We start from the raw sequence: 14,699 nt of genomic DNA, 5'->3' as shown, positions 1-14,699 counted from the left end.
GCCCTGTGCTTGCCCCGCGCCCGCCCCTACGCCCCCAGCGCCCGCGACACCGTATAGATCAGCAGCCCCGCCAGCGAACCCACCACCGTGCCGTTGATCCGGATGAACTGCAGGTCCCGTCCGATATGAGCCTCGATCTTCCTCGTCGTGTGCTCGGCGTCCCAGCCCGCCACCGTGTCCGTGATGAGCAGGGTGATCTCCCGGCGGTACGTGGTCACCACGTACACCGCCGCCCCCTCGACCCACCCGTCGACCTTGGCCTGCAACCGGGGCTCCACCGCCATCCGCGCCCCCAGCGACAGCAGCGACGCCCGCACCCGCAGCCGTAGCTCACTGCGCTCGTCCTCGGCGGCGGAGACGATCATCGACCGTACGGCGGTCCAGGCGGACGCGATCAGGTCCTGGACCTCGCCGCGCCCGAGGACCTCGCCCTTGAGCCGCTCGACACGCGCCCGCGTGTCCGTGTCGGACTGCAGATCCGACGCGAAGTCCGTCAGGAAGCGGTCCAGCGCACCCCGCGCCGGATGCGACGGCATGTCCCGCATCTCCGTCACGAACCGCAGCAGTTCCTTGTAGACCCGCTCGCCGACCTTCTTGTCGACGAAACGGGGGGTCCAGCCGGGCGCGCCGCCCTGCACCGCGTCCATGACCTGTTCGTCGTGGAGCACCAGCCAGTCGTGCGCCCGCGTCACCACCAGGTCCACGACCCGCCGGTGGCCGCCGTCCACGACGATCTTCTCCAGCATCTTCCCGATGCCCGGCGCGATCTCCTGCGCGTCGGCCCGCCGGGTGATCGCCTCCCCGACGACCGCCTGCACATCGGAGTCCCGCAGCACGGTCAGCGCCCCGCGCAGTGCCGCCGAGAGCTCCGCCGTCACCCGGTCGGCATGCTCGGGCTCCGCCAGCCACGCGCCCAGCCGGCTGCCGATGCCCACCGCCCGCAGCCGTTGGCGTACGACGTCCTCGGAGAGGAAGTTCTCGCCGACGAACTCGCCCAGGGAGACACCGAGCTGGTCCTTCTTGTTCGGGATGATCGCGGTGTGCGGGATGGGCAGACCGAGCGGGTGACGGAAGAGAGCCGTGACCGCGAACCAGTCCGCCAGCGCACCCACCATTCCCGCCTCGGCGGCCGCGGCGACGTACTCCGCCCACGGACCCGCCCCCTGCCCGGAGGCCACCTTGGCGAGCACGTAGACGACCGCCACGAACAGCAGCAGCCCGGCCGCCGTGAGCTTCATCCGGCGCACGCCGCGCTGCTTCTCCTCGTCGGCGGCGCTGAACGCGGTCATCGCCCGGTTACCGGCGGCGACCGGACGGGCATGCTGCTCTACGTCAGCGGTATCCGATTCGTCTGGTTTCGTGCGTTCCATCCACTCCACCCGTTCGTGATCCCCGGTACACATTGTCCCTTCCTGACCGACTCCTGGAACGGAACAGGAGTTCCCGGCGTCTGTCAGGTAGGGGGGAGCTCACTCCTGAACTCCGGTGGCCCAATGGGGGGTCTGTTCACACACCCCTCACCACATGACGCATCATGAGGTGATCACATCGGAGCCTCGGGCTCCCGTCTGCCCGAGGAGATATGCACCGCATGACCAGAAGAAGTGGTTATGCCCTGCTTTCTGCGATGGTCGCCCTGATCGTGGCGGTCTCCGCCGCCATATACGTCGGTGTCGCCGCCGACGACGGCAGCACCGACCAGCGCAACACCGTCGCCCAGGGCGCCGCCCCGCACAACCCCGCCGCCCCCGCCTCCACCGGCACCTGGGTCGGCGCGTGGTCCACCTCCCCGGCGGGCGCCGAGCCCGGCACCGAGGCCGAGGGCATGGCGGGCCGCTCGGTGCGCAATGTCGTGCACGCCTCCATAGGCGGTACGAGTGCCCGCATCACGCTCTCCAACCTCTACGGCCAGTCGCCGCTGACCATCACCCACGCGTCGATCGCCGTCGCCGCGGGCAGCGACACGGCCGCCGCGACCGTGCAGACGATGCGGCGCCTGACCTTCGGCGGCAACACCACGGTCGTCGTCCCGGCCGGCGGCCAGGTCATGAGCGACGCGGTCCGCATCGCCATCGCGTACGGCAGTGACGTCCTGGTCACCACGTACTCCCCCACGCGGTCCGGGCCGGTCACCTACCACCCGCACGCCCGCCAGATCTCCTACGTCGCCGCCGGCGACCTCACCGAGGACGTGACGGGGGCGGCGTACACCGAACAGACCCCGTACTGGCGCTACCTGACCGCGCTGGACGTGCTGAGCAACGAGTCCGACGGCACGGTCGTCGTCCTCGGCGACTCGCTGACCGACGGCATCACCTCCACCGAGGGCGCCAACCACCGCTGGACCGACGTCCTTTCGGACCGGCTGCGCACCGCGATCGAGGCCGGCCGCGACCTGCCCCGCTACAGCGTCGTCAACCAGGGCATCAGCGGCAACCAGGTCCTCGCCAACGGCCTCGGCCGCCCCGCCGACAACCAGAGCGGTCTGGGCCGCTTCGGCCGGGACGTGCTCGGCCGGACGAACGTGAAGGTCGTCGTCATCGACCTCGGCGTCAACGACATCCTCCGCAACCCGAACCTCGCCGACCCCGACAAGATCCTCGACGGCCTGCGCACGATGGTCCGCCAGGCCCACGCCCGCGGCATCAAGGTCGTCGGCGCGACCCTGATGCCCTTCCAGGGCCACCGGGGATACACGGGTGCCAGGGAGGACGTCCGGCAGCGGATCAACGCCGCGATCCGCGACGGCAAGGTCTACGACGCGGTCGTGGACTTCGACGAGGCGCTCAGGGACCCGTACAACCCCAGGAGACTGCGGTCCGACTACGACTCGGGGGACCGTCTCCACCCGAGCGACAAGGGGTACGCGCGGATGGCGGAGACCTTCGACCTGGAGGACCTGAAGGGCTCGCCGCCGGCGGAGCTGTAGGGCAGGGCAGGGCTGGGCGTCAGCCTCGTACCGCCGGCCTGCCCGTCAGTCCTCGTACCGCCGCCGGTCCCGCCTCTCCCGGCGCAGCTCTCGGTGCTCTCGGTGCTCCTCCATCGCCTCGCGGACCTGATCCATGGCGTCACGGTGGACATCGTGCAGGTCGAGCGGATCATGGCGGGAAGAGCCCAGCTCCCGGCGCGCGTTCTTCCGCTCCAGCCGCTCCTGCCGCCGCTCCTCCTTCAGCCGCTGCCGCTCCGCCCTCGGCAGCTTCCGGTACACCTCGACGCCACCCATCAGCGCGAGCCCGGTGACGATCACCCGCGGGGCCTGCGGATCGTCCGGCTCGTCGTGCGCGCGCTCGTCGAAACCGCCCATGATCCCGAGCCCGCGCACGACGACCTCGACACCCGGCGGCACGATCACCTCGATACCGCCCATGATCGCCACGCAGTTGATCTCGACCTCGCGGTCCGCGAAGTTCGCCTCCCGCAGATCGATCTCGCCACCGCCCCAGAAGGCGAAGCCGGTGAACCGCTTCGGCACGGTCCAGCGCCCCTTGCGCTGGAACCCGGCCATGACCGCGACCCCCCACGTCGACGAGCCCTCGCCGCCCGTGATCCTCGACGCCCAACTCCCGTCCGCGACCGGCTCCTTGAGCAGGCTCACCGCCGGGCCCGACGCGGTCGGCAGATCCCGGGTGATCGGCGTCAGCTCACCGTAGGTCCGCGCCTTGAACGTCGCGTCCAGCCGCTCCTCGAACTCCTCCATGTCGAGCCGGCCCTCCGCGAGGGCGTCCCGCAGGATCTCGGCCACTCGCTCACGGTCGGCGTCGGCTGCGCGAAGGTCCGGGAGTTCGTCGTCCGTCATGCACAGAAGCCTACGAGTTCGAACGTCCCCGCACTATGCGGTCGCCCGCTCGGGCGGGGGTTTGGGGGTTTCCCCCAATGAATGCAGCATCTTGGCGATGACCGCTTCGATGTCCGGCTCCCGCACCGACAGATCCACCAGCGGATACTCCGCCGCGATCCGCGCCACCAACGGCGCCGCCGACTCCCCCGCCGGGAACGCCAGCCACTGCCGCGGCCCCTCCACCTTCACCACCCGGGCGGGCGCCGCCTCGATCGGCGGCAGCTCCCGCTCCAGGTCCACCACCAGGATCCGCTCGCTCTCCCCCGCCTCGTGCAGACCGGCGAGCGGGCCGTCGTACACCAGACGACCGTGGTCGATCACCATCACCCGTGAGCAGAGCTGCTCGATGTCCTGGAGATCATGCGTGGTCAGCAGGACGGTCGTGCCGTTCTCGGAGTTCAACTCCCGCAGAAAACCACGCACCTTGGCCTTGGAGATGACATCGAGGCCGATCGTCGGCTCGTCCAGGTACAGCACCTCGGGGTCGTGCAGCAGCGCCGCCGCGATGTCGCCGCGCATCCGCTGGCCCAGCGAGAGCTGGCGCACGGGTACGTCCAACAGATCGGCCAGTTCGAGGAGTTCGACACAGCGGTCGAGGTTCTCGCGGTACCGGGCGTCCGGGATCCGGTACATGCGGTGCATCAGCTTGTACGAGTCGATCAGCGGCAGATCCCACCACAGCGTCGTCCGCTGCCCGAACACCACCCCGATCCGGTGCGCGAGCCGCGACCGCTCCCGGGACGGGTCGATGCCCGCCACCCGCAGCCGGCCCCCGCTCGGCGTCAGGATGCCCGTCAGCATCTTGATCGTGGTCGACTTCCCGGCGCCGTTCGGCCCGATGTACCCGACCATCTCGCCCCGCGCCACCCGGAAGGAGATCGAGTCGACGGCCCGCACCTCACGCCGCTCCCGCTTCAGGAACCCGGTCTTCTTACGCACGTCGAAGACCTTCTCGACGCGGTCCAACTCGATGAAAGCCTCATCCACGACCTCGACCATGACCCCTCAGTTCCCTGTGCTCTGATACGTCCGCAACCCGGCCCGCCACGCCAGCCCCGCCAGCGCACAACACGCCACCGCCACCATCGGCGACAGGAACGCCACCCACTGGGGCAGCCCGAGCGGCAGCGGCACGCCCAGCACATACGTCGCCGGCAGCCAGTTGACGAAGGCCAGCGGGAACACGAACGTCACCCCGCGCACCAGCTCCGTCGCGAACACCGTCGGCGGGTACTGCAGCATCGTCGTACCGCCGTACGTGAACGCGTTCTGCACCTCGGAGGCGTCCTTCGCCACGAACTGGAAGGCCGCGCCCGCGACGAACACCGCACCGAAGATCCCGGCGCCGCTCAGGATCATCACCGGCATCAGCAGCAGCTTCAGCGGCGTCCAGTCGATGTCGACGGTGGCCAGCCCGTAGACCAGCACCATCACACCCTGGGTGATCCGGCCCAGGCGCCGCAGCCCGAACTGGTCCGCCGCCATCTGCGCGAGCACCGGCGCCGGACGCACCAGCAGCGTGTCCAGCGTGCCGTCACGCACCCGCCGGCCCAGCTTCTCCATCGAGCCGAGCAGCAGATCGGCGAGACCGAACGCGGTACTGGACAGCCCGTACAGGAAGGCGACTTGGGGCAGCGCATAACCGCCGAGCGCGTCGACACGGGAGAACATCAGCATGATCGCGACGAAGTCGAGCGCGGTCGCCGTGAAGTTCCCCAACGTGGTCATGAGGAAGGAGGCCCGGTAGGCCATCGTGGAGCGGATCCACATCGCGGAGATCATCCGATAGGCACGCAGCCCGTCGACAACCCTGCCGCTCCCGGCGACCCTGCCGCTCCCGGTCGCCCTCCCGCTCCCGACGCTCTCGGCCACCCTGCCGGTGTCAACCACCCTGCACCACCACCCGCCGCGTCGCCGCCCCCTGCACCATCCGCCCGGCCGCCAGCAGCACCACCGCCCACATCGCCTGGAAGGCATAGGTCCCCAGCGGATCGGCGTGCCCCATCAGCACATCCGCGGGCGCCTGGAGCAGCGACGACCACGGCAGGGCCCGTACGACCTCGCCGAGCGTGCCCGGGAAGACGTTCAGCGGCAGGATCATCCCCGAGCAGAACCACCCGACGAACATCACCATCTGCGCCACCCCGGTGCCGTCGAGCAGCCAGAACGCGCTCAACGCCACCAGATACCGGATCCCGAAACTGACCAGCATCGCCAGCAGCACCGCCCCGAAGAACGCCACCCACGAGGACACGTCCGTCGGCAGCGCGAGGTCGAAGACCAGTGCACCGAACACGAAGGGGATCACCCCGCGCCCCAGCAGCTCGAACCCCGCCCGGCCCAAGTCGGCGGCCAGCCACCACAGTTGGAGATCAGCCGGACGGTACAGATCGATCGCGATGTCACCCGTACGGATACGCTCCATGAACTCGCTCTCGACGCCCCCGCCACCGTTGGCGAGCGTCTTGAACAGCGACTGGCCGATCCACACATAGGTGACGGCCTGCGCCAGGTCGTACCCGCCCAGGTGCGGCTTCTCGTCCCACAGCGCGGTGTAGGTGTACACGAGAATCAACCCGAACACCGTGTTGGTGAACACCCCGGCCGCGGTGGCCGCCCGATAGGTCGCGTACCGTCTGAATCCGCCCGCCGCGACGGCCAGGTACAACCGTCCCGAACCCATCAGTCCCAGCCCTCCTCGGCCCGCCCGGACACCGAAGCGCAGGAGCCTAGCCCGCTGATGGTGACGCATGCCACCCATTTTCCGGGCGGACGCGCGCCGCTCATCGGGAACGGAACGCATGGTGCGACAGTCTTCATCCGGGGGCGCAGAAGACGTACGAGGGCGTACGGCGACGTACGACGTAAAAGCGTGAAACAGGAGTCCGTGCACGACATGAGCGACGAGCCGCAGCAGCCGAACCAGGGCTGGGCACCCAGAGAACCTCAGGCGGCTGAAGAGCCCGGCGGGAAGAAGCCGAAGCGGCCCAAGCGGACCGGATGGCGACGGATCATCCCCACCTGGCGCATGGTGCTCGGCACCTTCGTCGTCGGGATACTGCTGCTGATCGGCCTGTTCTTCCTCGGCTACTCGCTGGTGAAGATCCCGCCCGCCAACGCCCTCGCCACCAAGCAGTCCAACGTCTACCTCTACGCGGACGGCAGCCAACTCGCCCGCGACGGCGAGGTCAACCGCGAGAACGTCAGCCTCTCCCAGGTCTCCAAAGCCGCCCAGCACGCCGTACTCGCCGCCGAGGACCGCGACTTCTACTCCGAGTCGGCGATCGACCCCAAGGCGATGGTGCGCGCCGGCTGGAACACCGCCACCGGCAAGGGCACCCAGTCCGGCTCCACGATCACCCAGCAGTACGTGAAGAACTACTACCTGGCGCAGGAGCAGACCGTCACCCGCAAGGTGAAGGAGTTCTTCATCTCGATCAAGCTGGACCGGGAGAAGTCCAAGGCCGAGATCCTCGAGGGCTACCTCAACACCAGCTACTTCGGCCGCAATTCCTACGGCATCCAGGCCGCCGCCCAGGCCTATTACGGCAAGGACGCCACCGACCTCTCCGCGGCCGAGGGCGCCTATCTCGCCGCCCTGCTCAACGCGCCCAGCGAGTACGACGTCGTCGCCCACCCCCAGAACAAGTCGGCCGCAGTGGCCCGCTGGAACTACGTCCTCGACGGCATGGTCAAGGAGGGCTGGCTGGAGCAGTCCGAGCGCACCGGCCTGAAGTTCCCGATGCCGAAGGAGGCCACCGTCTCCACCGGCATGTCCGGGCAGCGCGGCTACCTCGTCAACGCCGTCAACGACTACCTGAGCGAAAACAAGATCCTCACCGCCGACGAGCTCGACGCCGGCGGATACCGCATCACCACCACCTTCCAGAAGAGCAAGCAGGACGCCTTCGTCGACGCCGTCAACGACAAGCTGATGGACAAGCTCGACAAGAAGAACCGCAAGGTCGACACCTACGTCCGAGCGGGCGGCGCAGCCGTCGACCCCAAGACCGGGCAGGTCGTCGCCATGTACGGCGGCATCGACTACGTCAAGCAGTACACGAACAACGCCACCCGCCGGGACTTCCAGGTCGGCTCGACCTTCAAGCCCTTCGTGTTCACCTCGGCCGTACAGAACGAGTCCACCACGCAGGACGGCCGCACCATCACCCCGAACACCCTCTACGACGGCACCAACAAGCGCCCCGTCCAGGGCTGGACCGGCGGCAGCTACGACCCGGCCAACGAGGACGACGTGTCGTACGGCGACATCACCGTGCGCACCGCCACCGACAAGTCGGTGAACTCGGTGTACGCACAGATGGCCGTGGACGTGGGCTCCGACAAGGTCAAGGACACCGCGGTCGCCCTCGGCATCCCCTCCAACACCCCCGACCTGAACGCCTCGCCCTCCATCGCGCTCGGCGTGAACACCGCCAGCGTCCTCGACATGGCCGAGTCGTACGCCACACTCGCCAACCACGGCAAGCACGGCACGTACACGTTGATCAAGACCATCACCAGGGACGGCAAGGACGTCGTGGAGCTGCCGGAGCACAAGAGCTCCCAGGTCGTCACCCGCCAGGCCGCCGACACCACGACGTCGATCCTCCAGAGCGTCGTGGAGAACGGCACCGCCACCGCCGCCCAGGCCGCGGGCCGCCCGGCGGCCGGCAAGACCGGCACGGCCGAGGAGGACCAGGCCGCCTGGTTCGCCGGCTACACCCCCGACCTCGCCACCGTCGTCGCGGTGATGGGCCAGGACCCGGTCACCGCCAAGCACAAGTCCCTCTACAACGTGATGGGCCTGCCGCGCATCAACGGCGGCGGGGCGCCCACCGAGATCTGGGCCCAGTTCACCGAGGCCGCCCTGAAGGGCAAGCCCGCCGGCGAGTTCGACCTCGAACTCCAGGAGGGCGCCGACGTGGTCGAGACGCCGACGCAGGAGCCGAGCTTCGTCCCCCCGGAGGACACCGAGGGCGAGGACAACGGCGGCACGACCGACGGTGGCCAGGACACCGGCGGTGAGACCGACGGCGGCACGACGGGTGACACCACGACGACCGGCGGCACGACGGGCGACACCACCACGGGCGGTACGACGGGAGACACGACCACCACGGGCGGGACGACCGGCGACACCACCACGACGGGCGGCACCACAGGGGACACGACCACGACGGGCGGCACCACGGGAGACACGACCACAGGCGGCACGACGACCGGCACGACAGGCGGCACGACGGCCGGCGGAGGCCCACCGACGACTCAGTGACCCGAGGTCGCCTTCAGCCCCACGACGGCGACGAGCAGCAGGCACACGAAGAAGATCCGGGCGGCGGTCGCCGGCTCCCCCAGCACCACCATGCCGAGCACCGCCGCCCCGGCGGCCCCGATTCCCACCCACACGCCATAGGCGGTACCGATGGGAAGGGTCTTGGCGGCGTGAGACAGCAGCACCATGCTCGCGACGATCCCGGCACCCGTGAGCAGACTGGGGACCAGCCGGGTGAAACCGTCGGTGTACTTCATGCCGATGGACCAGCCGACCTCGAGCAGACCGGCGACGACGAGCAGAACCCAGGCCATGACAGGCACCTCCGAGACGCGGATTTCTTCACGGGGTGCGTCGTCTTTGCCTTACAGCCCGGTACGGCGCGTCTCGTCGGGTCGTCCTTCAAAGGTAGCAAAAGGGCAGCGAAAAGGGGCCGGTGGCGATGGTCACCGGCCCCTTTCGGCTTCGATCTACAGGTACAGCCCGGTCGAGTCCTCGGACCCCTCGAACCGGTCCGCGGCCACCGCGTGCAGATCACGCTCGCGCATGAGCACATAGGCGACACCGCGCACCTCGACCTCGGCACGGTCCTCGGGGTCGTACAGAACCCGGTCCCCCGGCTCGACGGTCCGTACGTTCTGCCCGACCGCGACGACATCCGCCCACGCCAGCCGCCGGCCCACGGCCGCGGTGGCGGGGATGAGGATGCCGCCCCCGGAACGCCGCTCGCCCTCACCGGCGTCCTGCCGCACGAGTACACGGTCGTGCAGCATCCGGATGGGCAGCTTGTCGTGCGGGGTGTTGTCTCTGTTGGCGCTCACGGCTGAGAACCTACCTGCCTGAAGGGGTTACGTCCGCGCCCGGGTCGGCCCTTACGCCCTACGACGCCGGGTGCCCAGGGCGAGCAGCCCCACGAGTCCGACGGCGACGAGCGCGACGGGAACGATGCGCTCCAGGCGCGGGGCGCCGTCACCGTCGACGAACTGGGCCTTGGTATTGCTGACGGCTCGATTGACGCCGACGTAGGCCCGCCCGAGCGTGTGGTCGATGTTCGACACGACCTTGGCCTTGGCGTCGCCGACGATCGTCTTCGGGTGCACCCGCACCCCGATCTCGTCGAGCGTCTCGGCCAGGTTCTCGCGGCGGCGCTTGATGTCCGCCTCGATCTGCGCCGGGGATCTGGTGTCCGACGTGTCCGCCACCGTACGGCCTCCGAGGTGTCTGCTGATGCTGTTCTGGACAGTCTGTCAGTTCGCCGGGCAGCCGCACTGTCAGCACCCCCGGTTAGGCTGGTCCGATGAGCGAGCGACTCCAGCCCGGGGACGTGGCCCCCGCCTTCACCCTCCCCGACGCCGACGGCAATGACGTGTCCCTCTCGGACCACAAAGGCCGCAAGGTCATCGTCTACTTCTACCCCGCGGCCCTGACCCCCGGCTGCACGAAGCAGGCCTGCGACTTCACGGACAACCTGGAGGTGCTGGCCGGCGCGGGTTACGACGTCATCGGCATCTCCCCGGACAAGCCGGAGAAGCTGGCGAAGTTCCGCGAGAAGGAGTCCCTCAAGGTCACCTTGCTGGCGGACGAGGACAAGCAGACCCTGGACGCCTACGCCGCCTTCGGCGAGAAGAAGAACTACGGCAAGACCTACATGGGCGTCATCCGCTCCACGATCGTGGTGGACGAGGAGGGCAAGGTCGAACACGCCTTCTACAACGTCCGGGCGACGGGCCATGTGGCGAAGATCATCAAGGACCTGGGTATCTGACACCCCACTTCCGTAGACCGAGCGGCCCGCACCGGGATGACCTGGTGCGGGCCGGTTTTCTCGTCGGGCGTGACTGTCTGATTAGCGGTTCGTTACTCCGTACGAGCCACGAACGGGTGGCCGGGAACGGAGGGGAACGGTATGGGGGTCAGCGCGTATCCGAGGGAGCGGCTTGAGGAGGCGGCTCGGGGGGCTCGGACGTTGACGGAGGCGTGTGTGTGGTTGGGGGTGGACCCGAAGAGCTCAGCACGGCACTACATCCGGGAGCGGATGAAGAAGCTAGGAGTGGATGTCTCGCACTTCGAACGGGAGGGGGGCCGGTGGACGAGGGAGGTCCTCGAAGCTGCGGTTTCGGCTTCGACGAACATGTGCGAGGTTCTGCGTCGCCTCGGGGTTGAGGTCGTCGGAGGGCAGCACACTCACATCAGCCGCCGGATCAAGGCGTACGGCCTCGACACCTCGCACTTCCAGGTGCCGACCCAACGAGGCGAGGCGCTGCGCCGCCGAACGCCAGACGAGCTACTCGTCGAGCAGCCCGTGGAGAACGCCCGGCGTATCCAGAGTGATCGCCTCAGACGGGCGATGATGAGCGTAGGCGTAAGCGAGCGGTGCGCACTGTGCGGAATCGAAGCAATCTGGCGGGGGTATCCGCTGCCTCTCGAAGTCGACCACGTCGACGGCAACTGGCGTGACAATCGCATCGAGAACTTGCGACTCCTCTGCCCCAACTGCCACTCGATGACGGACAGTTACCGGGGGCGCGGCAAGGGCAGGGCTTCATGAGCAGCAGCGTGCAGTACACGCAGGAGCGGTTGAACGAAGCCGCCACAAGCTGTTCCAACGTCGACGAGGTCATCGACTTCTTCGGCACTCAGCCATATGCCACGCTACGGCGCTACCTCATCCGACGGTTCGCCCACTTCGGCATCGACATCTCGCACTTCAACCCCTACGGCAGGCGACAACGCCCCGCCCACGATGAGCTGCGTGCTGCGGTCGCCAGATCGGCATCCATTGCAGAGACGCTGCGACGCCTGGAACGCCCGGACAACGGCAGGCAGCGCGCATTCCTGCGTCAGTGGGTCGCCGAGGAGGGGCTCGACACTGCGCACTTCTTGGGACAGGCCCATCAGCGAGGGAAGCGTCGGCCTGACATCCTCAAGCGGCCGGAGGCTGTCCTGGTGCAGCACGACGGCAAACGCCGTACTAGGACCTATCTGCTACGCCGCGCTCTGGGCGAAGTCGGTGTACCCGAAGCATGCGCAGACTGCGGGGTCGGCCCCGAGTGGCTCGGTAAGCCCATGACACTTGAGGTCGATCACATCAACGGGGACTGGAGCGACGACCGGCGGGAGAACCTGCGGTTGCTCTGCCCTAACTGCCACGCGATCACCAGCACCTGGTGCCGAGGGGGGCAGAGACGGCATACTCTCTCGGTAGAGTAAGAACAGCTGGGCGCCCGTACGCCAACGGCTGAGCGGCGATTTTTAGGGAATCGTGTCTGTCGGTTCGAATCCGACCGGGCGTACATGAGATCGAGCCCCGCACCTGCAATTCAAAGGTGCGGGGCTCTTCCATAAGCTCAGCCCAACAGCTCCCGCACCACCGGCACCAACGCCCGGAACGCCTGCCCCCGATGGCTGATCGCGTTCTTCTCCTCCGCCGTCAGCTCGGCGCAGGTCCGCGACTCCCCCTCCGGCTGGAGGATCGGGTCGTAGCCGAAGCCGTTCGTGCCCACGGGAGCGTGCCGCAGTACGCCCCTCAGTCGGCCCTCGACCACCCTCTCCGTGCCGTCCGGCAATGCCAGGGCTGCCGCGCAGGCGAAGTGGGCGCCGCGGTGTTCGTCCGCGATGTCCGAGAGCTGGGCCAGGAGGAGGTTCAGGTTCGCGCGATCATCCCCATGGCTGCCCGCCCAGCGGGCCGAGAAGATGCCCGGGGCGCCGTTCAGTACGTCTACGCACAGGCCCGAGTCGTCGGCGATCGCCGGCAATCCCGTTGCCTGGGCCAGGGCGTGGGCCTTCAGTAGGGCGTTTTCCGCGAACGTCACCCCCGTCTCCTTGACGTCGGGTACGTCCGGGTACGCGTCCGCGCCGACCAGGTCGTGGGGCAGGCCTGCGTCGGCGAGGATGGCGCGGAGTTCGGTGATTTTTCCGGCGTTGCGTGTGGCGAGGATCAGGCGGGTCATGGGGTCCAGTATCCCGGCCTCAGCGACCGCTGACCTACGACGTGCAGACCTTCGTCAACTCGCCCGCCGCGTCCGTGATGGGGCTGAGGTCGGGCGTCTCGTCGCCGTTCTTCACCGCCGTACGGACGTTGTTGACGGCCTCGTTGAGGTTGTCGACGGCGGTGTTGACGTCGGCGTTGTCGGTCTTGTCGCCGATGTCGTCGAGGTTCTGGTCGATGGAGGCGAGGGCCTCGTCGATCTGGGTGGGGTCGTTGGACGCGTTCTCGACGGCCTGCTGGAGGTCGGTCACGCTGTCGGCGACGGCCTCGGCGGTCTGGACACAGTCCAGGGCCTTGTTGACCGCGTCGCAGCCGGTCGTGAGTCCCACCGTCAATCCAACGGCCGCCACTACTGCGGCGATGGCGGTACCTCGACGGCGTCGGCTCTCGGCCATGGTGATGGTCCTCCCTTGCTCAGCCCCAAGGGCCCCCGTGTACTGGCCGGGCGTACGGTGGTGTGCCGTACGCCCGTACCCGTAGTGACGCGAGCGCGGTCGGGCGGGTTGCCCGTTCTGCCCGCTTTTCTTGGCGCGACCTTTACTTTTCGAGGACGGTATCAAGCGCCTTGAGCTGGAGGACAGTGAGTTCCGTGCAGCCCGAAACCGCCAGGTCCAGAAGGGAGTTCAGCTCGTCGCGGGCGAAGGGCTCGGCCTCCGCGGTGCCCTGGACCTCGACGAAGCGGCCGTCGCCGGTGCAGACGACGTTCATGTCGGTCTCGGCGCGGACGTCTTCCTCGTAGCAGAGGTCCAGGAGCGGGACTCCGCCGACGATGCCTACGGAGACCGCTGAGACGGTTCCCGTCAGGGGCTGGCGGCCGGCTTTGATCAGCTTCTTGCCCTGGGCCCATGAGATCGCGTCCGCCAGTGCCACGTAGGCGCCGGTGATGGCGGCGGTGCGGGTACCGCCGTCGGCCTGAAGGACGTCGCAGTCGAGGACGATGGTGTTCTCGCCGAGCGCCTTGTAGTCGATGACCGCGCGCAGGGAGCGGCCGATGAGGCGGGAGATCTCGTGGGTGCGGCCGCCGATCTTGCCGCGGACGGATTCGCGGTCGCCGCGGGTGTTGGTGGCGCGGGGGAGCATGGAGTATTCGCCGGTCACCCAGCCCTCGCCGCTGCCTTTGCGCCAGCGGGGGACGCCTTCGGTGACGGAGGCGGTGCAGAAGACCTTCGTGTCGCCGAAGGAGACGAGGACGGAGCCCTCGGCGTGCTTGCTCCAGCCACGTTCGATGGTGACGGGGCGGAGCTGTTCGGGGGTGCGGCCGTCGATTCGAGACATGGCGCTGAGCCTAGCGGCACATACGGAAGGGGCTCCTCCCCCGGTGGGTGGAGCCCCTTTCGGGGTGGGCTCAGGGGTTCACATCATGTCTTCGATCTCGGCGGCGATGGGGTCGGCGTCGGTGCCGATGACGACCTGGATCGCGGTGCCCATCTTGACGACTCCATGGGCGCCGGCGGCCTTGAGGGCGGCTTCGTCGACGAGTGTTGCGTTGTGGACCTCGGTGCGGAGGCGGGTGATGCAGCCCTCGACCTCTTCGATGTTGTCGATGCCGCCGAGTCCGGCAACGATTTTCTCAGCTTTGGTGGCCATGTCGGTCTCCT

At 68.4% G+C, this 14,699-nt stretch carries 17 protein-coding genes, 1 tRNA gene and 1 riboswitch; of the genes, 6 read left to right on the top strand and 12 right to left on the bottom strand.

The annotated features are described in order from the left end of the window. Nucleotides 1-26 precede the first annotated feature (26 nt). Nucleotides 27-1,403, bottom strand: coding sequence for a DUF445 domain-containing protein (locus TN53_RS15310; RefSeq protein ID WP_095046503.1), 1,377 nt, complete (start codon nt 1,401-1,403; stop codon nt 27-29). 188 nt (nt 1,404-1,591) lie between these two features. On the opposite strand from TN53_RS15310, the gene TN53_RS15305 reads away from it, so the two are divergent. Further along, nucleotides 1,592-2,929, top strand: coding sequence for an SGNH/GDSL hydrolase family protein (locus tag TN53_RS15305; protein WP_046259022.1), 1,338 nt, complete (start codon nt 1,592-1,594; stop codon nt 2,927-2,929). 45 nt (nt 2,930-2,974) lie between these two features. Here the strand turns inward: TN53_RS15305 and TN53_RS15300 are convergent, their stop codons facing one another. From TN53_RS15300 to TN53_RS15285, 4 genes are read right to left on the bottom strand one after another with little or no spacing between them, the layout of a single operon-like run. After that, entirely contained in the window at nt 2,975-3,796 is an 822-nt protein-coding gene (locus TN53_RS15300) for a DUF1707 SHOCT-like domain-containing protein (RefSeq protein WP_046259007.1), read from the bottom strand. Nucleotides 3,797-3,829: 33 nt separating this feature from the next. Further along, nucleotides 3,830-4,837, bottom strand: coding sequence for an ABC transporter ATP-binding protein (locus tag TN53_RS15295; protein WP_046259006.1), 1,008 nt, complete (start codon nt 4,835-4,837; stop codon nt 3,830-3,832). Nucleotides 4,838-4,843: 6 nt separating this feature from the next. Beyond that, nucleotides 4,844-5,710, bottom strand: coding sequence for an ABC transporter permease (locus TN53_RS15290; protein WP_234441597.1), 867 nt, complete (start codon nt 5,708-5,710; stop codon nt 4,844-4,846). A 10-nt stretch (nt 5,711-5,720) separates the two neighbouring features. Then, nucleotides 5,721-6,521 carry an ABC transporter permease gene (locus TN53_RS15285; RefSeq protein ID WP_046259005.1) on the bottom strand — a complete coding sequence of 267 codons (801 nt, stop codon included), beginning with the start codon at nt 6,519-6,521 and terminating at the stop codon, nt 5,721-5,723. Nucleotides 6,522-6,734: 213 nt separating this feature from the next. On the opposite strand from TN53_RS15285, the gene TN53_RS15280 reads away from it, so the two are divergent. Next, a complete protein-coding gene (locus tag TN53_RS15280) occupies nt 6,735-9,113 on the top strand; it encodes a transglycosylase domain-containing protein (protein WP_046259020.1) in 2,379 nt (792 codons plus the stop codon). On the opposite strand, the gene TN53_RS15275 is transcribed toward TN53_RS15280, so the two are convergent. From TN53_RS15275 to TN53_RS15265, 3 genes are all read right to left on the bottom strand, one after another. Then, on the bottom strand, nt 9,107-9,427 hold the full coding sequence (locus tag TN53_RS15275) for a DMT family transporter (protein WP_046259004.1): 321 nt from the start codon (nt 9,425-9,427) through the stop codon (nt 9,107-9,109). The genes TN53_RS15280 and TN53_RS15275 overlap by 7 nt on opposite strands. Before the next feature lie 34 nt (nt 9,428-9,461). After that, a riboswitch (guanidine-III (ykkC-III) riboswitch) is annotated at nt 9,462-9,537 on the bottom strand. Nucleotides 9,538-9,583: 46 nt separating this feature from the next. Beyond that, nucleotides 9,584-9,886: a GroES family chaperonin gene (locus TN53_RS15270; RefSeq protein WP_266899574.1), complete on the bottom strand. Its 303-nt coding sequence runs from the start codon at nt 9,884-9,886 to the stop codon at nt 9,584-9,586. A 99-nt stretch (nt 9,887-9,985) separates the two neighbouring features. Next, nucleotides 9,986-10,315, bottom strand: a complete 330-nt coding sequence (locus TN53_RS15265) for a DUF3618 domain-containing protein (RefSeq protein ID WP_046259002.1) — start codon at nt 10,313-10,315, stop codon at nt 9,986-9,988. Between the two features lie 95 nt (nt 10,316-10,410). On the opposite strand from TN53_RS15265, the gene bcp reads away from it, so the two are divergent. The 4 genes from bcp to TN53_RS15245 all read left to right on the top strand — a co-directional run bounded on the left by bcp (nt 10,411) and on the right by TN53_RS15245 (nt 12,406). Continuing rightward, nucleotides 10,411-10,878 carry a thioredoxin-dependent thiol peroxidase gene (bcp, locus tag TN53_RS15260; protein ID WP_046259001.1) on the top strand — a complete coding sequence of 156 codons (468 nt, stop codon included), beginning with the start codon at nt 10,411-10,413 and terminating at the stop codon, nt 10,876-10,878. Between the two features lie 141 nt (nt 10,879-11,019). After that, nucleotides 11,020-11,661 (top strand): HNH endonuclease signature motif containing protein, encoded by a 642-nt coding sequence (locus tag TN53_RS15255; protein ID WP_046259000.1) that lies wholly within the window; start codon nt 11,020-11,022, stop codon nt 11,659-11,661. Beyond that, entirely contained in the window at nt 11,658-12,323 is a 666-nt protein-coding gene (locus TN53_RS15250) for an HNH endonuclease (RefSeq protein WP_046258999.1), read from the top strand. The genes TN53_RS15255 and TN53_RS15250 overlap by 4 nt, the downstream gene beginning before the upstream one ends. Nucleotides 12,324-12,333: 10 nt before the next feature. Beyond that, nucleotides 12,334-12,406 (top strand) — tRNA-Leu (locus tag TN53_RS15245). A gap of 54 nt (nt 12,407-12,460) precedes the next feature. Here the strand turns inward: TN53_RS15245 and rdgB are convergent. The 4 genes from rdgB to TN53_RS15225 all read right to left on the bottom strand — a co-directional run bounded on the left by rdgB (nt 12,461) and on the right by TN53_RS15225 (nt 14,688). Further along, complete coding sequence (gene rdgB / locus TN53_RS15240; protein WP_046258998.1) at nt 12,461-13,063, bottom strand: RdgB/HAM1 family non-canonical purine NTP pyrophosphatase; 603 nt, start codon at nt 13,061-13,063, stop codon at nt 12,461-12,463. Between the two features lie 34 nt (nt 13,064-13,097). After that, nucleotides 13,098-13,496: a hypothetical protein gene (locus tag TN53_RS15235; protein WP_046258997.1), complete on the bottom strand. Its 399-nt coding sequence runs from the start codon at nt 13,494-13,496 to the stop codon at nt 13,098-13,100. A gap of 142 nt (nt 13,497-13,638) precedes the next feature. Further along, on the bottom strand, nt 13,639-14,376 hold the full coding sequence (gene rph, locus TN53_RS15230; protein WP_046258996.1) for a ribonuclease PH: 738 nt from the start codon (nt 14,374-14,376) through the stop codon (nt 13,639-13,641). Between the two features lie 78 nt (nt 14,377-14,454). Continuing rightward, the gene (locus tag TN53_RS15225) at nt 14,455-14,688 is read right to left on the bottom strand and encodes a glucose PTS transporter subunit EIIB (protein WP_046258995.1); all 234 of its coding nucleotides are present in this window, start codon (nt 14,686-14,688) and stop codon (nt 14,455-14,457) included. Between the last annotated feature and the right edge of the window lie 11 nt (nt 14,689-14,699).

Origin of the sequence: Streptomyces sp. WM6386, from assembly GCF_000972385.1 — a bacterium.
Taxonomy (GTDB): Bacteria; Actinomycetota; Actinomycetes; order Streptomycetales; family Streptomycetaceae; genus Streptomyces.
This window is presented reverse-complemented; position numbering and strand designations above follow the sequence as displayed.